The sequence below is a fragment of the Streptomyces sp. PR69 genome (genome assembly GCF_026420845.1).
GTDB lineage: Bacteria > Actinomycetota > Actinomycetes > Streptomycetales > Streptomycetaceae > Streptomyces.
In genome coordinates this window covers 21297-43470 of record NZ_JAOWCB010000008.1, presented here as the reverse complement: position 1 = coordinate 43470, position 22174 = coordinate 21297, and the positions used below count along the sequence as shown (strand labels likewise).

General features: G+C 71.9%; 19 protein-coding genes. 11 read left to right on the top strand and 8 right to left on the bottom strand.

All coding sequences use genetic code 11. The features are described from left to right. The first annotated feature begins 368 nt into the window (after nucleotides 1-368). A complete protein-coding gene (locus tag OF819_RS10225) occupies nucleotides 369-791 on the top strand; it encodes a MerR family transcriptional regulator (RefSeq protein WP_267243093.1) in 423 nt (140 codons plus the stop codon). A 112-nt stretch (nucleotides 792-903) separates the two neighbouring features. Here OF819_RS10225 and OF819_RS10220 read toward each other — a convergent pair whose 3' ends face one another. Both OF819_RS10220 and OF819_RS10215 read right to left on the bottom strand, forming a co-directional pair. Then, nucleotides 904-1278 (bottom strand): hypothetical protein, encoded by a 375-nt coding sequence (locus OF819_RS10220; RefSeq protein WP_267243092.1) that lies wholly within the window; start codon nucleotides 1276-1278, stop codon nucleotides 904-906. Nucleotides 1279-1382: 104 nt separating this feature from the next. After that, nucleotides 1383-4733, bottom strand: a complete 3351-nt coding sequence (locus OF819_RS10215) for an ALF repeat-containing protein (protein ID WP_267243091.1) — start codon at nucleotides 4731-4733, stop codon at nucleotides 1383-1385. A 342-nt stretch (nucleotides 4734-5075) separates the two neighbouring features. On the opposite strand from OF819_RS10215, the gene OF819_RS10210 reads away from it, so the two are divergent. Beyond that, entirely contained in the window at nucleotides 5076-8381 is a 3306-nt protein-coding gene (locus tag OF819_RS10210) for a tetratricopeptide repeat protein (protein ID WP_267243090.1), read from the top strand. A 464-nt stretch (nucleotides 8382-8845) separates the two neighbouring features. Here the strand turns inward: OF819_RS10210 and OF819_RS10205 are convergent, their stop codons facing one another. Further along, complete coding sequence (locus OF819_RS10205) at nucleotides 8846-9097, bottom strand: hypothetical protein (protein WP_267243089.1); 252 nt, start codon at nucleotides 9095-9097, stop codon at nucleotides 8846-8848. After that, complete coding sequence (mca, locus tag OF819_RS10200) at nucleotides 9090-9971, bottom strand: mycothiol conjugate amidase Mca (protein ID WP_267243088.1); 882 nt, start codon at nucleotides 9969-9971, stop codon at nucleotides 9090-9092. Before mca ends, OF819_RS10205 begins: the two co-directional genes overlap by 8 nt. Nucleotides 9972-10069: 98 nt before the next feature. Between mca and OF819_RS10195 the strand changes: the two genes are divergently transcribed. Together OF819_RS10195 and greA are read left to right on the top strand one after the other, a co-directional pair. Continuing rightward, entirely contained in the window at nucleotides 10070-10474 is a 405-nt protein-coding gene (locus OF819_RS10195) for a DUF4307 domain-containing protein (protein WP_267243087.1), read from the top strand. Between the two features lie 165 nt (nucleotides 10475-10639). Further along, nucleotides 10640-11137, top strand: a complete 498-nt coding sequence (gene greA / locus OF819_RS10190; RefSeq protein ID WP_267243086.1) for a transcription elongation factor GreA — start codon at nucleotides 10640-10642, stop codon at nucleotides 11135-11137. Between the two features lie 79 nt (nucleotides 11138-11216). Here greA and OF819_RS10185 read toward each other — a convergent pair whose 3' ends face one another. The 3 genes from OF819_RS10185 to ilvA form a co-directional block, all read right to left on the bottom strand. Then, nucleotides 11217-12089, bottom strand: coding sequence for an ABC transporter permease (locus OF819_RS10185; RefSeq protein WP_267243085.1), 873 nt, complete (start codon nucleotides 12087-12089; stop codon nucleotides 11217-11219). Further along, nucleotides 12086-13111, bottom strand: coding sequence for an ATP-binding cassette domain-containing protein (locus OF819_RS10180; protein WP_267243084.1), 1026 nt, complete (start codon nucleotides 13109-13111; stop codon nucleotides 12086-12088). Before OF819_RS10180 ends, OF819_RS10185 begins: the two co-directional genes overlap by 4 nt. Nucleotides 13112-13301: 190 nt before the next feature. After that, on the bottom strand, nucleotides 13302-14474 hold the full coding sequence (ilvA, locus tag OF819_RS10175; protein WP_267243265.1) for a threonine ammonia-lyase: 1173 nt from the start codon (nucleotides 14472-14474) through the stop codon (nucleotides 13302-13304). A 256-nt stretch (nucleotides 14475-14730) separates the two neighbouring features. Between ilvA and OF819_RS10170 the strand changes: the two genes are divergently transcribed. The 3 genes from OF819_RS10170 (at nucleotide 14731) to OF819_RS10160 (ending at nucleotide 16227) form a co-directional block, all read left to right on the top strand. Then, nucleotides 14731-15243 carry a MarR family winged helix-turn-helix transcriptional regulator gene (locus OF819_RS10170; RefSeq protein ID WP_267243083.1) on the top strand — a complete coding sequence of 171 codons (513 nt, stop codon included), beginning with the start codon at nucleotides 14731-14733 and terminating at the stop codon, nucleotides 15241-15243. A gap of 229 nt (nucleotides 15244-15472) precedes the next feature. Further along, complete coding sequence (locus tag OF819_RS10165; RefSeq protein WP_267243082.1) at nucleotides 15473-15955, top strand: sigma factor-like helix-turn-helix DNA-binding protein; 483 nt, start codon at nucleotides 15473-15475, stop codon at nucleotides 15953-15955. Then, nucleotides 15952-16227 carry a hypothetical protein gene (locus OF819_RS10160; protein ID WP_267243081.1) on the top strand — a complete coding sequence of 92 codons (276 nt, stop codon included), beginning with the start codon at nucleotides 15952-15954 and terminating at the stop codon, nucleotides 16225-16227. The genes OF819_RS10165 and OF819_RS10160 overlap by 4 nt, the downstream gene beginning before the upstream one ends. 219 nt (nucleotides 16228-16446) lie before the next feature. Here the strand turns inward: OF819_RS10160 and OF819_RS10155 are convergent, their stop codons facing one another. Beyond that, nucleotides 16447-17601: a cystathionine gamma-synthase gene (locus OF819_RS10155; protein ID WP_267243080.1), complete on the bottom strand. Its 1155-nt coding sequence runs from the start codon at nucleotides 17599-17601 to the stop codon at nucleotides 16447-16449. Nucleotides 17602-17737: 136 nt separating this feature from the next. On the opposite strand from OF819_RS10155, the gene OF819_RS10150 reads away from it, so the two are divergent. The 4 genes from OF819_RS10150 (at nucleotide 17738) to msrA (ending at nucleotide 21501) form a co-directional block, all read left to right on the top strand. Then, nucleotides 17738-18838: a hypothetical protein gene (locus OF819_RS10150; protein WP_267243079.1), complete on the top strand. Its 1101-nt coding sequence runs from the start codon at nucleotides 17738-17740 to the stop codon at nucleotides 18836-18838. A 141-nt stretch (nucleotides 18839-18979) separates the two neighbouring features. Beyond that, nucleotides 18980-20041 (top strand): hypothetical protein, encoded by a 1062-nt coding sequence (locus OF819_RS10145; protein ID WP_267243078.1) that lies wholly within the window; start codon nucleotides 18980-18982, stop codon nucleotides 20039-20041. Between the two features lie 341 nt (nucleotides 20042-20382). After that, a complete protein-coding gene (locus OF819_RS10140; RefSeq protein WP_267243077.1) occupies nucleotides 20383-20805 on the top strand; it encodes a winged helix-turn-helix domain-containing protein in 423 nt (140 codons plus the stop codon). Nucleotides 20806-20835: 30 nt separating this feature from the next. Further along, nucleotides 20836-21501 carry a peptide-methionine (S)-S-oxide reductase MsrA gene (msrA, locus tag OF819_RS10135; protein WP_267243076.1) on the top strand — a complete coding sequence of 222 codons (666 nt, stop codon included), beginning with the start codon at nucleotides 20836-20838 and terminating at the stop codon, nucleotides 21499-21501. Nucleotides 21502-22174 lie beyond the last annotated feature (673 nt).

Here is a 22174-nt window from a genome sequence, read left to right as displayed (position 1 = left end):
GCAACCGTTTCTTGTTCCGGGCACACACGCCCAACCGCTGGACGTACATGCGCTTCGTACTCGACTCCGTTACCGAGGGGAGTCCCCGGCGGCCCGGCCTCGACGGGGGCCCTGCCGGTGGGAGAGGCGGCCGGGAGGCCGCCGGTCGGGCATCATTGCCCGGAAGCCTTGGGTCGCCGCCCGGGTGCGGCCCGCTGGGGGCCACAAGGGCGGTGAACACCCATGACTCTACCCTGACGTGAGGGCAGAGTGCGACTTATGGCTTGTGAAATGCAGGTAAACGGGGCGTTGGGGCTGTGATTCCAGACACGTATCTGGGGTGGAGTCAGCCCATCACAGCGCGCACAGCGGGACGGAGAAGGCAGGCAATGGCGGACCAGGCACGGCAGATGCAGATCGGTGAGGTTGCCGAGAGAACCGGTCTGTCGCTCCGCACGATCCGCCACTACGAGGACGTGGGCCTTGTCACGCCGTCCGCCCGCAGCAAGGGCGGCTTCCGCCTCTACACCGAGGCCGACGTCGACCGCCTCATGGTGGTGCGCCGGATGAAGCCGCTGGACTTCTCCCTGGAGGAGATGCGGGATCTGCTGGAGATCATCGACCGCATCGCCGCCACTGACGGCGCCGCCGCCGACGACGCCCCGGACGAGGTCGAGCGGCAGCGCCTGCGCGAGCGGCTTGACTCGTACCAGAAGGTCGCGGAGGCGCGCTGCGAGAAGCTGCGGGCCCAGCTGATGGCCGCCGAGGACTTCGCCGCCACGCTGCACCGGAAACTCGACGAAGCCGGCTGACCGGCGGCGGACGTCACGAGCGTGTCCGCGTCGAAGGCGCGGCAGAAGTCGGACGCCTGCCGGCGGTCGGGGTCAGGGCCGGGGTCAGGGTCAGGGCCGGGGCCGGCGACCGCTACAGGAGTACGACCATGAGGGGGATGGCCACAGCGGACAGCACCAGCACGACCAGCGCCGACTTCCACAGCGGGTACTCCTCAAGGGGTTCCCCCCTGTGGTACCGCTCGGTGTTCCGCCTGATGTAGCCACGGCTCATGGCCATGAGGAGGACGAACGTCACCATGACGATGAAGTAGAGAATGAACGACTCCCGCAGGCCCTGGTCCCGGGCGACCGCCTGGACATACAGGGCGGGAACCGCGACAACGGGGCCCACGGTCATGGTGGCGCGCATCCTCCGCCCGGGGAAGAACAGAAAGGCCGATCCGACGGCGGCCACGCCCGAAAGGACCGCGATCACACACCATTGCGCGGTGGAAAGTTGAGACATAGCAGTTCCCGGGTCGGGGGCATCTTGCGGCACGGCGGGCGGGTGACGTACGCATATGATCACCCACCCGCCGTCAGACGGTGTTCAGCTTGCCTTTCCCGGCCCTATCCGAGCCAGCCGACCACGGACATCGCCCCGTCCTCCAGGACGCCGGAAAGCTTCGATCCGAAGGTGTCCGCGATCCCCTTGAGCCCCTCGACCTTCTTGGAAGCCCAGCTGACAGCCCGGCCCTTGCCGAAGAACATGGCCGACACGGCGAACGTGCCCAGGGACTTCTTCCAGTCGCCGCCGGCGAAGTAGTCCGCGATGGCCGTCACTCCGCCCGCGGCCACGGAGATGCCGCCGAGCACGGTGGCCGCGCCCGCGAAGAACGGCGTGTGCGGGCCGGGAATGAGGGCGATGGCGCCGGCCGCCGTGGCAAGCGTACCGGTCCATGTGCTCACGGTGCTGGAGTAGTCGGACCACTCCTGCGCCGTCAGCCCCAGGAACTCCCCTTCCTTGTCCTTCTTGGAGTGGTCGCTGTCCGGGGTGTCGGAAGGATCCGCCCCCTTCTCCTTGTTCTCCTTCGCCTTCCGGGCGGCCTCCCGCGCCGCGGCGGCGATCTCCTCCTTCCGCTTCTTCTCGGCGATGCTGTGCGCCTCGCTGGCCGCCGCCGAAGCGGCCTGGGCGTCCTTCCCCGCCTGTGCCGCCGAGGCCTGCGCCCGGGACGCCGAGGCCTGTGCCGATGCGGCCGACCGCTGCGCCCGCCTGGCTGAGTCCCACGCCTGGTTGGCGGAGTAGTTCGCCCGCCGGGCGGCCGAACGGGCCACAGTGGCGGCCTTCTTCGCCGACTCGGCCGACGTGCGCGCGTCGGCCGCCGAAGCATCGGCGGCGTCCGCGTTGGCCCTCGCCTCCTTCGCCGAACGCGCGGCGTCGGAGGCGTAGTTCTTGGCCTTGGCCGCCCAGTCCGACGCCTCCTTGGCCGCCTTGCGGGCCTCGGCCGCGGCCTTCGAGGCACGTGCGGCGTCCTCCAGTGCCTGGTACGCGATGTTCGCGGCGTGCGCGATGGCGGCTCGCACCGACGCCACGTGCGCGGCGGAGTCCTGGTCCAGGCGCGCCACATTGAACCGGTCCCTGGCCATGAACTTCCTGCGCATCTGCGCGGAGCCCTCAAGGACGATCGTCGCGGCGGCCTTGAGGTACGCCCCGCCCGTGTTGAGCATCTTGAAGATCTCAACGGTGTCGTCTTCCTTGATGGCCTCTGTGTACTCGACCGTCAGGAAGCGGTACATCGCTTCCGGGCTGCCGTCGGACAGGGCCGCTTCGGCCCGGGACGTGACCGCCCTTCCGGGGTTCTGTCCCAGGATCTTGAAGATGGCGACACGGCTCTCGGTCTCCGACGCCGTGATCATGCCGTGTTCGAGGAACGTCCGGGCGGCGTCGGGGTCGTCGCTCTGAAGCGCCTGCGCGGCGGCCGCGGCGACATCGGGGGAGGCGACTTCGGCCAGCGCCAGCACGCTCTCCCGGTCGTCCTGCCGCTCTGCGGCCTGACGGCCGGCGTCAATCCAGTTCAGGACGTCGTAGTCGGTCCCGGCCAGGGCGAACTCCGCCGCCTCCCGCGTCCACGTGCCATGGCTGTCGAGAAGCTTGACCGCCGCCTTCCGGCCGAACCTGACGGCTCTGGGGCTGTCGTTCTCCTTCAGCGCCTTCTCGGCCTGGGTGATGAGGTCGGTGATCTCCTGGGACGTCTGGCCGCTCTGGCTCTGCCGCTTCCCGACGCGCTCGATGTTCTCCTTTTCCTGCTGGGCCGCCAGCCGGGCGACCTCGACGCCGACTTCGGTGTCCTGCCGGATGCGGTCAGCCTCCGCCTCACGGGCCGCCTTCTCCACCTCCTGGGCCTGCTTCACCGCGTCGGACGCGGCAGTGGCGGCCTGTACGGCGGCGTTGGCGTAGGCGGTGGACCGCTTGGCGTAGTCAATGGCCTGGCCCGCGTGCTTGGCGGCCTCCTCGGCGGCGTCGGCCGCCTTGTCGGCGTGGTCGGCCGCCGAGTTGGCGGCGGCGCGTGCGGCGGAGGCGGCGGACGCGGCCCTGTTGGCGAGACGTTGCGCGGTTCCCGCCGCGCGGCTGGCGAGAGCGGCCTGGCTGTTCGCCTCCTGGGCCGCTTCACGGGCCCGGCGGGCGTGGCTGGTCGCCGCTCCGGCCGCCGCCGCCGCGTCGGCCGAGGCGCTGGCCGCCGCGGCGGCGTTGTTCGCGGCGGACGCCGCCGCCGCGCCGGCGGCCGAAGCCTGCTTTGACGCAGTGGCCGCGTGGTCGGCCGCCTTGGCCGCGGTGCGTGCCTTCTTGGCCGCGTCGCGGGCGCCTTCGGCCGCCTTGCGGGCCGCGGACGCCTTGGAGGCGTCTCCGGAAGCGGCGATGGCGGCGTGGTAGGCGCGGGATGCCGCCTGCCCTGCCTGGGCGGCGGCCGCGGCGGCCGCCTGCGCCGACTGCGCCGCCCGGGCGGAGGCGGACTGCGCCGCGCGGGAGGCGCTGATGGCGGTCTGGGCCGCCCCCGCCGCCCCGCGCGCGGCCGACGCCGCCGCATCGGCCGCGCGGGCCGACTTGCGGACGTCCTTCTGCGCCGCCTTCGCCTCCTCGGCCGCCTTCAGCGCCGCCGCCTTTGCCTTGGCGGCGGCCTGCTTGGCGTGCTCGGAGGCGGCGACGGCCTTCTCCGTCTTGAGCGCTGCGTTCCTGCCTTCGCGTTCCACGATCGCGACGAGCTGGTCGATCGTGGCGCGCTCCTCATCGCGGGCGCGCGCGATGTGCTGGCCGGTGGTGAGGAAGTCGTGAATGGCCTTCGGGGTGCCGTCCTTCAGCGCCCGCTCGGCGTACTTCCGCACCTCCGGCGAGGCGGTCTTGAGAATCCTGAAGACCTCGACCCTCTCGTCTTCCTCAAGAGCGGTGTACTGCCCCTCGACAAGGAATGCGGAGAGGGCTTCCTGAGTGCCTTTCTCCAGGGCTGCGGAGCCCTCCCGCTCGACGGCCCGGCCGGCGTTGCGCATGACCCGGAAGACCTCGACGCGCAGGTCGGTCAGCAGCGGCTGCCGGAAACCGTCCTTGAGGAAGCCGGAGATGGCGTCGTCGCCGGAGGAGAGAGCCTCGCCGACTGCTTTCTGAGTGGATTTCCCGGAATAGGCCAGGCCCTCGAGGAGCGCGAAACGGTTGTCCTCGGCGGTGGCCTCGGCCAGTCCCGTGGAAATGAAGGTGCTCAGGGAAGCGGTTCCGGCGAGGGCTGCGGCAGCCTGCTCGCGCACGGCCCTGCCGCCGAGCCGGTAGGCGCGTACGGCTTTGGCGCGGTCGGTGTCGGGCAGGCGCTCGCTGTCGCCGGAGTCCGCGGCGTACGCCGTATGCGGCGGGATGACGGTGGCGAGTGCTCCGGTGGCCCCTGCGACGGCTATGCCGGCGAGGATCTGCCGCCTGGTCAGAAATGTGGCGGGCAAGACGTTCCCCCTTCGTGAAATCGGCGGGGCGGGCAGGCACTTCCTGCGAAGTGAACCGATGTGTACTGATCTTCACGCCCCCGGGCCTTTCCTAGAGGACAATTGGTCTAAACCGCAACGGGACCATGGGGGCAATCAGGAGAAGACACCGCATACCGGATGCGTGATTCGTCACAGTTGCACGCATGGCGGCAACGGTTTGACAACCCCGTACGGCCCTGCCTCAGAGGCATCGGCCAAACCGCACGCCCGGTCGCACCCCTCCACGCTCCCTCGCGCTTCCGCCTGTCTCACAGCACACTTGACGCCTGTACAGGAACTGGCTCTCTGAGGGGGACGCATATGCGGGACAGCCACCGGGCGGATGCCGAGCGGCTGTTGGCACGGGCGGTGGAGGAAGAGCTGCGGCGGACGGGCGGGCGCGGTGATTCCGGGGTGCTGCTGGCACGCGCGCGGAGCGCGCTGGACAGCATGGCGGCGAACGCCCAGGAGGAGTACACAGCGTATGAGCGGGCGGTGGCCGAGGCGGAGGCCGGTCAGCAGCCGCTGTCCGCCCGCTTCAGCCGGCAGAACATGTCGACTCCCGCTCTGGTGACGGCCGTTGCCGCGGTCGCCGCCTTCGGCGCGGACATGGCTCTGGGCACCGCGACGGGCACCGCCCTGGGCGCCGGAGCCGTGGTCGCGGTCGCGGGGGCCGCGACCACGGTCGCCAGGGTGACCGCCGCCCACTGGCCAGCCGCGCACCGCAGGGCCGCGGCCCTCGGCCGCCCCGGCGGCCCCGAGCAGCTGAGGCTGCAGTGGCTGACCGCGCTGGAGGTACGGGGCATCCGGCCGTTCCTTGACCAGCAGCGGATGCTCGCCTCCGCCACCCGTACGACGTCGAAGCAGGCGGACCCCGTACGCCAGCCGCAGCTGCGCGGCGGGAACCGCAGCGCCGCCGCACGCCGCCGGTCCGCGCTGGAGCAGTCGTTCGCGCATCTTCCCCAGCCCGAGGGGCCGTTCGCCGGCCGCCGCGACCAGCTGACGCAGATCGCCCAGTGGGTGCACGCCGCACGGGCCTCGACGCGGACCCGGCCCACGGTCGTCGTGCTGTACGGCGCGCCCGGCGCGGGCCGCACCGCGCTCGCGGTGCGGGCGGCGCACCATCTCAAGGATCAGTTCAAGGGCGCGTGTCTGGTCGATCTGCGCGGCGGGAGCGAGCATCCGCTGTCCACCCGGGACGCCCTGCTGCATCTGCTGAACCGGCTGGGCGCGCCGCGCGAGCAGCTGCTGTTCCGTGAGCGTGCCGCCGAACGCGCCTCCGCCGGCCATCAGGTGCGACGGCTCGGCGAGCTGTACCACCAGCATCTGACCGGGGTGCCGGTGACCGTGGTGCTCGACGACGCGAGCGATCCGGAGCAGGTGCGCACGCTGGTGCCGGAACGGTCCGACAGCCTGGTGCTGGTCACCGCCCCCGAGCGGATGAAGCTGCCGGACGATCTGCCCGCCTGGGTGCACCAGCTGCCGGTGGACCCCTTGGACCCGGCCGGCGCCGAGGAGTTGCTGCGGGCGTCCGCGGAAGACGGGGAGACCGGGCCGTACGACGTTCAGGCCGCCGAGCGGGTGCGCGAGCTGTGCGGCGGGCTGCCGCTCGCGCTGCGCGTCGCGGGCTCCTCGCTCGGCCCCGCACGCTCCGTGCAGCAGCTCGCCGCCGACCTCGCCGCGGCGCAGAACGACGGCCGGGCGCTGGGCGAAGGCGGGACGCAGGGCGAAGGCCAGGCACTGGACCTCGCCACGGCGCAGGGCGACGGCGATCCGCTGGAGCGTGCCCTGCGGCTGCGCTACGACGGGCTGCCGGCGCCGGCCCGACGCCTGCTGCGGCGGCTCGCCCTGGTGGGACGGGCCTCCCTGGGCGCCGCCGCCGCGGCCGCGCTGCTCGCCGACGACGACCAGGAGGCGCGGCGGCTGCTGACAGAGCTGGCACGCGCCGGCCTTATCGACCCGGTGCGCTCCGGCCGCTACCGGCTGCACGACGCCGTACGGGCCTTCGCCCGCGCCCGGCTGCTCGCCGAGGAGCAGCCCGCCGACCGCACCGCCGCGCAGGAACGGCTCATCCAGAACTATGCGGAGCTGGCCGGCGCCGTGATCCACATGGTCGACGGAAAGCGGTCGACGCGTGCGGGCCGGTTCGGGGCGCACGGCTTCCCCTCACTGGACGCGGCGCTGCGCTGGCTGGACGACGAGTCAAGCTTCATCACCTCAGCCCTGCGGCACGCGGAGGGTGTGAACCAGCAGTCCGTGCTGAGCCTGCTGGGCGCGCTGTGCGACTACTGCCTGCTGCGCGGCGATCTGTACCGGCTCGGTGAGATCAGCGAGCTGTCGCAGGCGGTGGGCCAGGGGCTGCTGGAACGTTCGGTGCAGTACCGCACCGGCATCGCCGCCCGTCAGCTCGGCGAGCTGGACACGGCCCGCACCACCCTGACATCCGTCGTCGGCCTCTACCGCGAGGCGCACAACGAGCCGGGCGAGGCGCTCGCGCTCTGTTCGCTCGGCATCACCCTGCACCACCAGGGCAATCTGACGGAGGCGGCGGCGAAACTGCGCGAGGCGGCGGCGCTCCAGTCCACGGAGGAGCGGTCCGGCGACCGTGCCTGGTCGCTGCACGCCCTCGCGGCGGTAGAACGCGACCGGGCGAACCTCGCGGAGGCGCTGGCCCTGCTGGCCGACGCCATGGAGCTGCACCGGGAGAACGAGTCCCCGCACGGCGAGGCGTGGACCCACTTCCAGCTGGGTCAGGTGTGTCTGCGGATGGGCGATGTGCCGCGCGCGGAGTCGGAGCTGCGGGCCGCGCTTGAGCTGTACGGCCGTTTGCGGGACGGCCGCGGCGAGGCCTGGGCGCTGACCCAGCTCGCCCGTGCCCGCCTGGTGGACGGCGATGCGCCGGCGGCGGTGGACCAGCTGCGCCAGGCCCTGTCGCGGCACCGCGACAGCGAGGACGCGCGCGGCGAGGCATGGACCCTGTACTACCTGGGGCAGGCGCTGGAGGAGCGCGGCGACCACGATCAGGCGGTGCGGGAGCTGGAGCGGGCGCGGACGATGTTCTCCCGGATGAGGGATGTGTACGGGCTGGCCTGCGCCCGCCACCACTCGGGCCGGGTCACCCGCGACCAGCGCGCCGCCCGCACCGGCAATCTGCGCAACTCCGGTTTTGCACGCCAGCTGCTGACCGACGCCCGCGCCGACTTCGCCCGCATCGGCGTGGCGCACGGCGCGGCCTGGACCTGTCTGGAGCTGGCGGTGATCGACGCGGGCAACAGCCGGGCCGCCCAGGCGCTTCGGCTGTGCGACGAGGCGGGCGAGCTGTTCGCCTCGTACGGGGACCGGCGCGGCGCGGACTGGGCGGCGTTTCTGCGCTGCACGCTGCTGCCGTACGCCTCGCCCGGGGGCTTCGAGGTCGGCGTCGCCGTCGCCGAAGAGGAGCTGACCCGCCTCTTGGCCGCCCCGCACCCCTCCCGCGACGCCAGGCTGGAGGACTGCGCGGAGGCCTTCTCCGTGATGCTGTCCCGCGGCATCCGCCTGGAGGACGGCTGGCAGGCCTGGGCCCTGGGCATGGTCCCGAACCGCCATGCGCGGGAGGTCATGGGCGTGCCGGTGGACGGGGAGGGGTAAGGGCGGCCCGCCGCGGCGCGCAGGTCCCGTGTACGGGCGCTTCGCGCCGCGCTTCGAGGCCCCGCGGGCGCGATCACCGCGGGGTACCTGCTCCGCACCGCCTGGTGCCCCTCCCGGCAGGCTTTGCCCTGTCGCGACGCCCTGCCCGCCCGCTCGCTGGGCCCTGCGGGCCAATGCCGTCGCCTCACCCGGCGGTCCTGGGCCGGCGAGCCGCGGAAAGCTGCCTGGCAGAGACCGCGAGGGCCTGTCAGTGCAACGGCCGCGGAGGCGGTTGCCGGAGCGAGGCGGCGCGGACGCCCACGCCACTTCGCGGGACGCGATCCGTGGGCGACAGCCCGCGACCGCGCCCCCGCGGAGGGTCCGGGAGGCCGGACCGCGCGGAGCCCCGCGGCAGCTCGGCCGCCGCGGGACCGGGTTCCGGCGGAGCCGCTGGGGTCCAGGGGCTTAAGCCCCCGTACACCGAGTCAGGCCGTGCCTGGCGCGTCCTTCTCCGCCGACGGGCCCTTCGCCGCCGCTCCCGGCTCCGGCGCCTCCTCGAAGTTGACCCGGCCCATGTGGCGGTTCATCGACTTCATCAGGAACCACACCCCCACCGCCAGCGCGGCGAAGACGATAAAGCCGAGGACCCCGGGCGTGACCTTGTTCTCGTCCAGCTCCTTGGCGAGCGGTACGAGGTGTGTCGCTGCGATGTGTGCGCTTGCGCTCATGTCAGGCATTGTCCCGGACGCCTGCGAAGAGGTCGTCCTCGGGGAGGGAGGTCTCGACGAGCGACTTCGCCAGCTCGTACTCCTCCGTCGGCCAGACTTCCTTCTGGATCTCCATCGGCACCTTGAACCAGCCGCCGTCCGGGTCGATCTGCGTCGCGTGCGCGATCAGCGCCTTGTCGCGGATCTCGAAGAAGTCCGCACACGGGACATGCGTGGTCAGCGTCCGCTCCGCGCGCTCGAACTCCTTCCAGCGCTTGAGCCACTCCCCGTACGGGGACTCCATGCCGCGCTCCAGCAGCGCCTCGTGCAGCGCGAGCGTGCGCGGCCGGTTGAAGCCCTGGTTGTAGTAGAGCTTCTGCGGCTGCCAGACGGGCCCGTACTCGCCCTCGGGGAACTTCTCCGCGTCCGCCGCCCCGTCGAAGGCCACCATCGTGATCTTGTGGGTCATGATGTGGTCGGGGTGCGGATAGCCGCCGTTCTCGTCGTAAGTGGTGATCACCTGGGGCTTGAAGGAGCGGATGGACTTCACCAGTCGCGCCGCCGCCTTGTCCACGTCCTCCAGCGCGAAGCAGCCCTCCGGCAGGGGCGGCAGCGGGTCGCCCTCGGGCAGGCCGGAGTCGATGAAGCCGAGCCACTCCTGGCGTACGCCGAGGATCTCGCGGGCCTCGTCCATCTCCTTCCTGCGGACCTCGTGGATGTGCTCCTCGATATAGGCGTCCCCCTGGAGCTTGGGGTTGAGGATGGAGCCACGCTCGCCCCCCGTGCAGGTCACGACCAGCACGTCCACCCCCTCGGACACATACTTGGCCATCGTGGCCGCGCCCTTGGACGACTCGTCGTCGGGATGGGCGTGGACGGCCATCAGTCGCAGCTGCTCAGTCAAAACTCGATCCTCGTTCATCCGTCACATTCGGAGACTCCTATAGTGACCGAACCGGGGGGCGGAAAATTCCGGCGTCCGGCCTGTGGAAAGGGACGATCATGAGTGCGGTGCGGCAGCAGCTCCCGGAGGGCCGTTACGGCCGCTCGGCGGACGAGCGCGCGGACCGCAGGCTCAAGGCCGTCGGGGCCGTGCTGGGCGTCGGCCTGGTGGCGATGGTCGGCTGGTTCGGCTACGACTACATCGCGGGGCAGAAGATCAGCGCCGAGATCATCAAGTTTGACGTGGCCTCCGCGGACGAGGTGCAGGTGCACCTGGAGGTGCGCAAGGACGCGGACGCGACCGGCAGCTGTGTGGTGCGCTCCCGCTCCGAGGAGGGCGTCGAGGTGGGGCGTCTTGAGGTGCCCGTCGAGCGGCCCGGTCAGACGCGGATCGACCAGGTGGTGAAGGTCCGTACGACGTCACAGGCGACCAGCGCGGAGCTGGTGGGCTGCCACGCCCGCTGAGGCCCCGGTTGCGTAGGCGATGACCTGCGCATACGTCATTCTGATGGCTTTCGTCCTCCCTCTTTGGGCCCGGAATTGTTAGGCTCGTGGTTTCGCCCGCTCATGGAGGACCATTCTTCTGGGTAGGGCGATGCTTTGTATTCCCAGTACCTACAAGGAGCACCTGTGACCCAGACCAGCGAGAGCGTCACCTGGCTCACCCAGGAGGCGTACGACCGGCTCAAGGCGGAGCTGGAGTACCTGTCTGGTCCTGCGCGCGTCGAGATCGCCAAGAAGATCGAGGCTGCGCGTGAGGAGGGCGACCTGCGGGAGAACGGCGGGTACCACGCGGCCAAGGAGGAGCAGGGCAAGCAGGAGCTCCGTGTGCGCCAGCTGACCCAGCTCCTGGAAAACGCCAAGGTGGGCGAGGCTCCGGCGGATGACGGCGTCGCGGAGCCCGGCATGGTCATCACCGTCGCCTTCGACGGCGACGAGACCGACACCCTCACCTTCCTGATGGCCTCGCGTGAGTACGCGAGCGATGACATCGAGACGTACTCCCCGCAGTCCCCGCTCGGCGCCGGTGTGAACGGCAAGCGGGTCGGCGAGGAAGCGGAGTACGAGCTGCCGAACGGCAAGCTGGCGATGGTGAAGATCATCGAGGCCAAGCCGTACACGGGCTGACCCGGCCCGGGTCCCAGACGACAGCGAGGGGCCGGTCCCGCGGAGTCGCGGGACCGGCCCCTCGCTGTGTTCACCGGTGTCAGGCGGCCGCCGAGCGGTACTTGCGCACCGCGAGCGTCCGGAAGAACGCGATGATCAGGACCGACCAGATGACCGAGGCCAGAATCGGGTGCTGCATCGGCCAGGCGTCCGGCGCCTGATAGCCCGGCGGAAGGTTGCCGAACAGCTCACGGGCGGCCTGCACGGTGGCGCTGAAAGGATTCCACTCGGCGATATGCCGCAGGACGCCCGGCATGGTCTCGGACGACACAAAGGCGTTCGAGATGAACGTCAGCGGGAAGAGCCAGATCAGCCCGCCCGAGGTGGCCGCCTCCGGGGTGCGGACCGACAGGCCGATCACCGCGCCGATCCAGGAGAAGGCGTAGCCGAGCAGGAGCAGCAGGGCGAAGCCCGCCAGCACCTTGCCCACGTTCTCATGGGTGCGCCAGCCGACGATCAGGGCGACGCCGGAGAGCACGACGAGCGTGAGGGCCGTCTGCACCAGATCGGCCAGCGTCCGGCCGGTGAGCACCGCGCCGCGCGCCATGGGCAGTGAGCGGAACCGGTCGATCAGCCCCTTGTGCATATCGTCGGCGATGCCCGCGCCCGCGCCGGCCGTGGCGAAGGTGACGGTCTGCGCGAAGATGCCCGCCATCAGATACTCGCGGTAGTCGGACGGCGAGGTGTTGCCCCCGATGGAGATCGAGCCGCCGAAGACATAGCTGAAGAGCACCACGAACATGATCGGCTGGATCAGCCCGAAGACGACCACTTCGGGAATCCGGACCATCCTGATCAGGTTCCGCCGGGCGACGACGAGGGAGTCGTTCACGGCCTGGACGATGCCGCCGCGGGGGCGGGGGGCCGCGGGCAGGGCGGCGCCGCCCTGGGTCTTCGTGGCGGTGGCGGTCACTTCACGGCCTCCTTCTGCTGCGCGGCCCCGTCGGCGCCGGTCTCGGGCTCGCCCTCGGGCTCGGTGTACGCGTCGGCGTCGGCGTCGGCCGCATGACCGGTGAGGGAGATGAACACATCGTCGAGCGTGGGCCGGCGCAGCCCGATGTCATCGATCTCGACGCCCCGTGCGTCCAGCTCCCTGATCACCTCGGCCAGCAGCTTCGCGCCGCCGGTGACGGGCACCGTGAGCTTGCGGGTGTGCGCGGCGACGGCGACCTCGCCCTTGCCGAAGCCGGCGAGCACCTCGCGGGCCGGGGATATCTGCTCGCTCGCATGGACGACGACCTCGACGCGCTCGCCGCCGGTCTGCGCCTTGAGCTGGTCGGCGGTGCCTCGGGCGATGACCCTGCCGTGGTCGACGACGCAGATGTCATGGGCGAGCCGATCGGCCTCTTCGAGGTACTGGGTGGTCAGCAGCAGGGTCGTGCCGCCGTCGACGAGCTCCTCGATGACCTCCCACAGCGCCTGCCGGTTGCGCGGGTCGAGTCCGGTCGTCGGCTCGTCCATGAACATCACCGGCGGGGAGACCACCAGGGCGGCGGCCAGATCCAGCCGACGGCGCATGCCTCCGGAGTAGGTCTTGGCCGGGCGGTCGGCGGCGTCGGCGAGGTTGAACCGCTCCAGGAGGGCGGCGGCGCGGGCCTTGGCGTCGCGTGCGCTCATCTGGTAGAGCTGGCCGACCATCTGGAGGTTCTCACGCCCCGTCAGATACTCGTCTACGGCGGCGAACTGACCGGACAGGCCGATGGAGCGGCGCACCTCGTTGGGGCGCTTGAGCACATCGATGCCCGCGACGACCGCGCTGCCGCTGTCGGGCTGCAGGAGGGTGGTCAGGACCCGCACGGTGGTGGTCTTGCCGGCGCCGTTCGGGCCGAGAAGTCCCAGGACCGTGCCTTCGGGGACGTCGAGATCGACGCCGTCCAGAGCCCGTACATCGCCGAAGGTCTTGACCAGACCTTCGGCGTAGATGGCGCCTGGCATGGAGAGTCTCCCAGAGTGACAGGTGGATGGGTGGCTTGACTGTCGTGCGCAAATCCTAGATATGCCGCAATTCCCCCGCATGACGGAACGGAGCCACGGCCACAGGCACCACGTTAACGCGATACATCGCGATACTTCAAATGATTTTTTCGCGACTGTGTCGCGTCTTGCCGCATGGCGCGGGACGGGCTCACGACTGGGGCATCACGCGGTAGCCCGCCTCGTGCAGCGCCGTCGCGACCTCCTCGCAGTGCTCCGGCCCCTTCGTCTCCAGATGCAGCTCCACCTCCACCTCGGTCAGCCCGAGGCGCGGATCGGTCCGCACATGGCTGACGTCCAGGACATTGGCGTCGACCACCGACAGCGCCCCCAGCAGCCCGGCCAGCGCACCCGGCCGGTCCGCGAGCCGCAGCCGCAGCGAGAGATAGCGGCCCGCCGCCGCCATGCCGTGCCGCAGGATGCGCTGCAGCAGCAGCGGGTCCACATTGCCGCCCGACAGCACCGCGACGACCGGCCCCCCGGAGAACGCCTCAGGCTCGCTCAGCAGCGCCGCCACCGGGCTCGCCCCGGCCGGCTCGACCACCAGCTTCGCCCGCTCCAGACAGAGCAGCAACGCACTGGAGAGCGCGTCCTCCGAGACCGTGCGCACCTCGTCGACCAGTTCGGCGACGATCCCGAACGGCACATCCCCCGGCCTGCCCACCTTGATGCCGTCCGCCATCGTCGTCGGATTGTCGAAGGCGACGGGGCGCCCGGCGACCAGCGACGGCGGATAGGCGGCCGCCCCCTCCGCCTGTACGCCGATCACCCGCACATCAGGGCGCAGCGCCTTAACCGCCACCGCGACGCCCGCGATCAGCCCGCCGCCGCCGACGCCGACGACGATCGTCCGCACCTCCGGGCACTGCTCCAGGATCTCCAGCCCCACCGTGCCCTGCCCCGCGAGGATGTCGGGGTGGTCGAAGGGGTGGATGAACACCGCCCCGGTCTCGCGCGCATAGCGCTGCGCCGCCGCCAGGGTGTCGTCGACGACATGGCCGGCCATCCGCACATCGGCGCCGTACTCCCGGGTCGCCGCCACCTTGGGCAGCGGTGCGCCCACCGGCATGAAGACCGTGGACCGCACCCCGAGCAGGGACGACGCCAGCGCCACACCCTGCGCGTGGTTGCCCGCAGACGCGGCGACCACCCCGGCCGCCCGCTCCTCCGGGGACAGCCCGGCGATCCGCACATACGCCCCGCGCAGCTTGAAGGAGCCGGTGCGCTGGAGGTTCTCGCACTTCAGATGCACCGGGGCGCCCACCAGCTGCGACAGATGCCTGCTGCCCTCCATGGCGGTGACGCGGGCGACGCCGGTGAGCATCTTCTGCGCCCCTTTGACGTCGTCGAGGATGACGGCAGGGGCACGGCCGCGTCCGCGCGCGCCGGAAGGGAGACCGGAGGGGAGAAAGGGGCCGGGCCGACTCACGCTCATGACGTCAAGTCTCGCAGCTCACGCCCCGGCCGTCCCACCGCCTCCAGGGCTTCCCACAGGTTTGCCCAGGGCCGGTACGCACGGGGGCGGGGCCGCGTACTCTGTCCCCCACCAAACGACCGACGCACGAGAGAGCCCCGCTGCCATGCCCACTTCTCAGGACATGACGAGTCATCTCGACCACGGCCTCCTCGATGCCCTCCAGCACCAGGTGGCCGTCTTCGCCCGCCGCGCGGAACAGACCCGGCTCGGCGGAGTCGGCCAGGTCCGCAACTCCATGGACCGCGCCGCGTATCTGCTGCTCAACAGGCTCGACCAGGAAGGGCCCATGGGCGTCAAGGCGCTCGCCGCCGGCATGGGCATCGACTCCTCGACCGTGACCCGCCAGGTCGCCCCGCTCGTCGACACGGGTCTGGTGAAACGGACCTCGCACCCGGAGGACGGGCGGGCCGTCGTGCTCCAGCTCTCCCCGCGCGGACAGGCCAGGCTGGAGGAGGTGCGGGCCTCGCGCCGCGAGCTGATGGCGCAGGTCACGGAGGGCTGGACACAAGCCGAGCGGGAGTCCTTCTGCACGCTGCTCACCCGCTTCAACGGCGCGCTCTCGGCGCGTCAGGCGGGGCTGCCGGCGGTGGACGCGGAGTCGTCGCAGCCGGACTGACGGAGCCCCGGCGGCCCGGGGTCCCGATGTCCGGTGCCCCGGGGTTCCGACGGCCAGCGCCCCGGGGTTCCGATGTCCGGCGCGCCCAACCCCGGACCCCGAGCCCCCCGTAGCCTCGGCTCCGGGATACGGCCCGAGCCCCGGCCCGGGTCGGATCGGCCGGATCGCGGCTTGACCGGCCCGTGCCGACCCCTTGACCGGGCAGCGGACGCTGGCCCTATATGAGGACGTGAGCGATCGGCAGACGGCACCGAGGCGTCGCCGTGCCCGGGAGTTCGAGGCCTTCGTCGCGGGCGCGGCGCCCCGGCTGCTGCATGCGGCGACGCTCCTGACGGCCGAGCCGCCCACGGCCAATCCGCACGCGCAGCGGCTGCTGACCGCCGCCCTCGCCCGCACCTACGCGGAGTGGGACCGGCTGCGCGGCGAGGACCCGTACGACCGCACCCGCCAGGAACTGGCCGCCCGGTTCACCCGGTTCGCCCGTGCCGCCCGGCGGCACGCGCGTCCGCGGGGCGGGCTGCTGGACCGGCTGACGCCCCAGGAGCGGCTGATTCTGGTGCTGCGGCTGTGCGAGGGGGTCGCGGAAGAGCAGACGGCGGCGCTGGTGGGCCTGCCGGAGGACCGGGTGCGCGCGATCTGCGCACGGGCGGTCGCGGCGCTGCGGGACGCCGCAGGCGCGGCCCACGCCTGCGGCGCGAGGGCGGTGTCATGAGCCCCCCGGACGAGCTTCCGGGCCGCCGCCCCCACCGCACGGAGGACGCGGTCCGGCGCATGCTGCGGACACCGCATCCGTCCGTGCCCGCCGATCTCTGCGACCGGGCCGCGGCCCGAGGGGCCCGGCTGCTGCGCAGGCGCCGGGCGCTGCGGCGGGCCGGGTGGCTGCTGCTGGCCGCCGCGGCGCTCGGCCTCGCGGTGTGGGCCTCGGCGGCCCAGCCCTGGGAACCGCCGCCGGCGGACCGCACCCCTCCGCTGGTCGGCTGGTGATCGGCTCCCGACCCTGCAACCGCGGCGACGGCCGGCGGCAGTACCGGCGCGACGCCCGCGCACTGCCGCGTACGGCCCGCGCACTTCCGCCTACGGATGCGAGGGGGGGCCGGAGTCCGCACCGGACCCCGGCCCCTCGCCTCACAACACAACCCCGGCGTCTGCCCCCGCGGGCGTCCCAGGACTGGCCCAGGACCGGCCCAGCGACTGCCCCGCCGGCTAGCCCAGCGCCTGCCGCAGATCGGCCAGCAGATCCTCCGCCGACTCGATGCCGACCGACAGCCGCACCAGATCCGCAGGCACCTCCAGCGGGGAGCCCGCGGCCGAGGCGTGCGTCATCCGGCCCGGATGCTCGATCAGGGACTCGACGCCGCCCAGGGACTCGCCCAGGGTGAACAGCTTCGCGCGGTTGCAGACCTCGACCGCCGCCGCCTCGCCGCCCGCGACGCGGAAGGACACCATCCCGCCGAACGCCTTCATCTGCTTGGCGGCCAGCTCATGGCCGGGGTGCTCGGGCAGCCCCGGATAGAGCACCTGCCCGACCTTGGGGTGGCTGGTGAGCATCTCCGCGATCCGCGTGGCGTTCTCGCTGTGCCGGTCCATGCGCACCGCCAGCGTCTTGATGCCCCGCAGCACCAGCCAGGCGTCGAACGGGCCGGCCACCGCGCCCATCGCGTTCTGGTGGTACGCCAGCTCCTCGCCGAGCTCCGCGTCCGCGGCGACCAGCGCACCGCCGACCACGTCCGAGTGGCCGCCCATGTACTTGGTGGTGGAGTGCACCACCACATCCGCGCCCAGCGCCAGCGGCTGCTGGAGATAGGGGCTGGCGAAGGTGTTGTCGACCACCAGCCGCGCGCCCGCGCCGTGCGCCACCTCGGCCAGGGCCGTGATGTCGGTGATGCCGAGCAGCGGGTTGGACGGGGTCTCGACCCAGATCACCTTCGTACGGTCGTTCACCGCGGCCCGTACGGCGTCCACGTCGGAGGTGTCGGCCACCGAGAAGTCCACGCCCCACCGCTGGACCACCTTGGCGAAGAGCCGGAAGGTGCCGCCGTACGCGTCGTTCGGGATCACGACATGCGCGCCGGGGTGGAGCACCGTGCGCAGCAGGCAGTCCTCGGCGGCGAGGCCGGAGGCGAAGGCGAGCCCGCGCCGGCCGCCCTCCAGCGCCGCCAGGTTCTCCTCCAGCGCGGTGCGCGTCGGGTTGGCGCTGCGGCTGTACTCATAGCCGCCGCGCAGCCCGCCGACGCCGTCCTGCTTGTATGTGGACACCTGGTAGATGGGCGGAACGACCGCGCCGGTCAGCGGGTCCGCCGTATTGCCCGCATGGATGGCGCGGGTCTCGAAGCTCTGCACACTCTGGTCGTCGCTCATGGTCCGAGCGTAATCCGCGCGCCCGGGGTTCACCGCAAGCAGATCGTTTCCGGGCGGTCCCGCCCGTCCGCCGGGCGGTCCCGCCCAGCCGCCGGGCAGTTCCCGACCAGCCGCCGGCGTCCGGGACAATGAGGCCATGGAGATTCTCTGGTTCCTGGCGGCGATCGCGATGTTCGCCGCGGTCCTCATGCCCTTCCTGCGCCGCCGGGCCGGCATCCGCCAGGTCGCGCCGGGCTCGCCCGACGCCGCCGACCCGGACGCGTACGGCTTCGTCCGCCAGGAGGAGCTGGACATCCGGCTGCCCGGACCCGACCAGGATCTCCTCGACGTCCTCGACCTCGTCCAGCGCACCCAGGACTGGCGGGCCGCCGCCCAGCTGCTGGCCGGCACCCCCAAGGAGGGCGAGGTGCGCTGGCAGCGCGTCCAGGCATTCGCCGGCGCCGCGTCGCTGGAGCTCCAGCAGGCCCCCGGCGTCGGCGGGGCCTGGCTGCGCGACTGGCGCTCCCAGTCCCCGAAGGACGCGGGCGGCGCACAGGTGCACGCCGAGTTCCTGGTGCAGCAGGCCTGGCGGTCCTCATCCGCGGGCGCGGACGACTTCCGGATCATCCTGGAGGAGGCGCGCTCGGTCTGCGGCGAGGCCGCTCTGCTGGCCCCGGGCGACCCGGTCCCGTACATCGTCGAACTGGCCGCAGCACGCGGACTCGGCTACTCCCCCGAGCAGTTCGACCAGGTGTGGGCGAAGATCATCGACCGCGCCCCGGCCCATATGGGCGCGCATCTGGCCGCCCTGCACTACTGGTGCGAGAAGTGGCACGGCTCCCGCGAGGAGGCCGACCGCTTCGCGACGGCCGCCGCCGCCCGCGCCCCGCAGGGCTCCCTGCTGGCCGCGCTGCCGCTGTTCGCCGTGTACGAGCATCTGCCCGAGGTCAACATGGTGCGCGGCTTCTATGAGAGCGCCGTGGTGAAGACCGCGATGGAGGGCGCCCTGTTCGCGGCGCACGCGGCCCGCCCGGACGACCCGATGCTCGCGCACGTACGGCATCTGCTGGTCCTCTTCCTCGTACGGGCGGAGCGCTGGGCCGAGGCCATGCACCAACTGGTCCGGGTCGACGGCCACATCGGCGCCCTGCCGTGGACGCACAGCGCCGACCCGGCGGCGGAGTACGCGGTCTACCGCGCGCTCGCGGTGGCGGGCTACGAGGCGAACGGCGGCAGCCCGGCGACGCTGCCGCGCTGAGACACTGCCACGCCGAGAATTCCCGCGCATCCTGCCTGACCAGGAGAAACGCCTTGCGGCGGGACAGGGCGCCGGGCGATACTCCCTGCCTTGTCATGCCCACCCATCGCGCACATCCCGCCGTCGACAACCCAAGGTCCCATGGCTCTGCTGCTCCTCTTCGCCGTCCTCGCCGCCGCGTTCGCCTTCGACATGCGACGCCGGGCACGCCGGAGGGCGGTGACCGCCGAACGCCTGCACACGCTGGGCTTCCTCCCGGCCGAGCAGCAGAGCGAGAACTTCGCGGGCCGGCCCGCCCCGGAGCTGCTGACCGCCCTCGCCGCCACCCGGTCCGGCGACTGGCGTCCGGCCGCCGCCCTTCTCGCCGGTACGGCCAAGGAGCAGGACTGGGAGCGCCGCACGCACTACGCGACAAGCCTCGGCAGCGCCTCGGTGCTCGACGACCGCTGGCTGACGGCCTGGGAGTCGGAGCGTCCCGACGACCCGGACGCGGCAGTGGTGCGGGCGAACCGCACCGTATCGCTGGCGTGGCACCTGCGAGGGGGACACTTCGCACAGCACACGTCCGCTGAGCAGTTCGCGGGCTTCCACTCGACGCTGGCGCTCGCCCGCGGCCATATCGCCCGCGCCGCCGAGCTGAACCCGGCGGACCCGACCCCGTACATCGCGGAGATCAATACGGCCCGGGGCCTCGGCTACTCCCACGCCAACGCGCGCGCCATCTGGTCGGAAATCATGTCCCGCGCTCCACTCCACTTCGCCGGGCACCACGCCGCGCTCCAGTACTGGTGCGCCAAGTGGCATGGCTCAAACGAACTGGCCCGGGACTTCGCGGCGCGCGCGGCGGCCTCCGCCCCGCCGGGATCGCTGCTGACGGCCTTCCCGCTGATCGCCTGGTACGAGCAGCACTCCCACGGCTCCGACTCCGCGCCGTTCCGCGGAGAGGAGGCGAAGGCCCTGGTCGACGCCGCGCTGGCGGACGCGGCGGCCGCGCCGGCGGACCATCCGCAGCTGGCCCGGCTGCGGCATCTGCTGGCGTACTTCCTGGTCAAGCAGCGCCGCTACGACGAGGCGCTGGAGCAGTTCCGTCATGTGGACGGCTTTGTGGGCGCCCTCCCCTGGATCTACAGCGCGGACTCGGCCGCCCGGCAGTATGCCGCCACGCGCGACGAGGCGGTCGCGAAGGCGCAGTCCTGCCCCTGAGCCCCCGGCGAGCCCGTCGGCGGTACCCCCGTGCCCGCCGACGGGCTCACACCCCTCACACTCCCCGGTGGGCGGCACGAGGTCGACCAGTTTCGGGGCAGCCCGAATCAGGACGACGCGGCAAGAATGTGCGCCGTGACCTTACGCATCCACTTCACCGCGGAGGATCTGGCCCGTACGCGCATAGCCGACGCGCCGCGCCCGCTTCTGGAGCTGTCCACCGCCATCCGCCTGCTTCAGGAACGCCACTACCCGGTCCGCTTCGACGCCTGGCGGCGTGAGGCGATCGGCGTGCTGCGCCCGGAGACGCGCAGGCTCTTCCCTCTCATCCCCCCGGTCGGATGGTCCGCGGACTTTCTGACCCCGGCGGAGCCCGGCGACGCCGACACGCTGTTCGACCAGGTGCGCGCCACGCCGCGCCGTCCTCCCTGTCCGCGCTGCTCGGCCGGACGCGCGCCACGGTCCTGTGGGTCATCGCGGACCACCCCGGCTCCACGACGACGGAGCTGGCCCAGCTGGCCGGCATCTCCCTGGCCAGCGCCAGCGAACACGCCACGGTCCTCCGCTCGGCGAACCTCATCAGCACCGCCCGCCACCGCAACACGGCGCTGCACACGGCGACGGCGGCGGGTCTCACCCTGCTGAACTCCGCGAGCACGGGCCCCGCGGGGCTTGCGGGTCTCGCCGGGCCTACGGGACATGCCAGGTCTGCCGGGTCTGCGGGACCTGCGGAATCTCCTTCGCCCGCCGTACGTTCTAGGTGAAGCAGCCCGACCGCCGAGGAGACCCGCCCCATGTTCCTGTCCCGCCGCGTACCCCAGCTCCCCACCCCGGAGGAGGCCCTCCCCGGCCGCCCCGCCCCCGGCTTCGAGCTCCCCTCCCGCCACACGGTCCTCGGCAACCCCCTCGCCGGCCCCTACCCCGACCACCTGGAGACCGCGGACTTCGCCCTGGGCTGCTTCTGGGGCGCCGAGCGGAAGTTCTGGCAGACCAAGGGCGTCTGGACCACCCTCGTCGGCTACCAGGGCGGCCTCACCCCGAACCCCACCTACGAGGAGGTCTGCTCTGGCCTGACCGGCCACACCGAGGTCGTCCGCGTGGTCTTCGACCCGGCGGTCGTGTCGTACGAGACCCTCCTGAAGGTCTTCTGGGAGTCCCACGACCCCACCCAGGGCTTCCGCCAGGGCAACGACGTCGGCACCCAGTACCGCTCGGCGATCTACACCCAATCCCCCGCCCAGACGGCCACGGCCGAATCCTCCCGCGCCTCCTACCAGCAGGCCCTGTCCGCCGCGGGCCACGGCACGATCACCACGGAACTCCTGCCCGCGGAAGGCCGCCCCTTCTACCCGGCGGAGGCCTACCACCAGCAGTACCTGGACAAGAACCCAGCGGGCTACTGCGGCATCGGCGGAATCGGGGTGTCCTGCCCGGTCGGCGTGGCCAAGGCCGATGACTGAACCCCTCCCACAAGAGGTAGCTACGACGCTCCGAGCGCTGCTGACTGGCTCCGATCCGGCGAGCAGCGCTCTGCGCGATCAGATCTCGCACACGCGCGTAACGGGCCGATGCTCGTGCGGCTGCGCGACGGTCGACCTTGAGGTGGACCGTACACAGGTGCCGCCAGCTCCGACGCAGGGCAACCCGGCGGCAGACGCTTGGTACCTCGTGCCGCGCGACGCCGGAGTCATGGTGTTCACGAAAGACGGGTATCTCTCGCTCCTGGAGATCTACTCGGCCTCCAGCAAGCCGGTCACTAGCTGGCCGGAGCCCCGCTTCATCGAGCGTTGAGGTGCGATCGGCACAGCGACGAGCACTCGCCCAGGCCAAGCTAGCCCCGGCACCAGCAGGTACCGTCCGAGCAGCAAGAGCCCGAACGGCTACTGCTGCATCAGCGGCACGGGCGTGAGCTGCCCGATCGGCATCGCGCCCGCCCCATCTGCCGCGGACAGGTGAACAGCTCAGTTCCCCGACCGCCGAGGCCACACAAGCCAATGAGGGCAGGGAGGCGTATCGCTGCTCCCTCACTCGTTCGAGCGGTGGAAAGGCTTTCACGCCCGATACGCTGGCGAACGGGATCAACCGCCCCGTGGGAGCAGCCATGACCGCCTCCGCCGATGGGAAGACATCGCC

Bases quoted from the DNA above. Each gene is read 5' to 3' on its own strand.
- OF819_RS10210 (WP_267243090.1), top strand. From the start codon at position 5,076: ATGCGGGACAGCCACCGGGCGGATGCCGAGCGGCTGTTGGCACGGGCG.
- OF819_RS10195 (WP_267243087.1), top strand. From the start codon at position 10,070: ATGAGTGCGGTGCGGCAGCAGCTCCCGGAGGGCCGTTACGGCCGCTCG.
- OF819_RS10225 (WP_267243093.1), top strand. From the start codon at position 369: ATGGCGGACCAGGCACGGCAGATGCAGATCGGTGAGGTTGCCGAGAGA.
- OF819_RS10220 (WP_267243092.1), bottom strand. From the start codon at position 1,278: ATGTCTCAACTTTCCACCGCGCAATGGTGTGTGATCGCGGTCCTTTCG.
- OF819_RS10140 (WP_267243077.1), top strand. From the start codon at position 20,383: ATGGTCCGCGGACTTTCTGACCCCGGCGGAGCCCGGCGACGCCGACAC.
- ilvA (WP_267243265.1), bottom strand. From the start codon at position 14,474: ATGCTCACCGGCGTCGCCCGCGTCACCGCCATGGAGGGCAGCAGGCAT.
- OF819_RS10180 (WP_267243084.1), bottom strand. From the start codon at position 13,111: ATGCCAGGCGCCATCTACGCCGAAGGTCTGGTCAAGACCTTCGGCGAT.
- msrA (WP_267243076.1), top strand. From the start codon at position 20,836: ATGTTCCTGTCCCGCCGCGTACCCCAGCTCCCCACCCCGGAGGAGGCC.
- OF819_RS10155 (WP_267243080.1), bottom strand. From the start codon at position 17,601: ATGAGCGACGACCAGAGTGTGCAGAGCTTCGAGACCCGCGCCATCCAT.
- OF819_RS10205 (WP_267243089.1), bottom strand. From the start codon at position 9,097: ATGCCTGACATGAGCGCAAGCGCACACATCGCAGCGACACACCTCGTA.
- OF819_RS10170 (WP_267243083.1), top strand. From the start codon at position 14,731: ATGCCCACTTCTCAGGACATGACGAGTCATCTCGACCACGGCCTCCTC.
- OF819_RS10145 (WP_267243078.1), top strand. From the start codon at position 18,980: ATGGCTCTGCTGCTCCTCTTCGCCGTCCTCGCCGCCGCGTTCGCCTTC.
- OF819_RS10160 (WP_267243081.1), top strand. From the start codon at position 15,952: ATGAGCCCCCCGGACGAGCTTCCGGGCCGCCGCCCCCACCGCACGGAG.
- OF819_RS10150 (WP_267243079.1), top strand. From the start codon at position 17,738: ATGGAGATTCTCTGGTTCCTGGCGGCGATCGCGATGTTCGCCGCGGTC.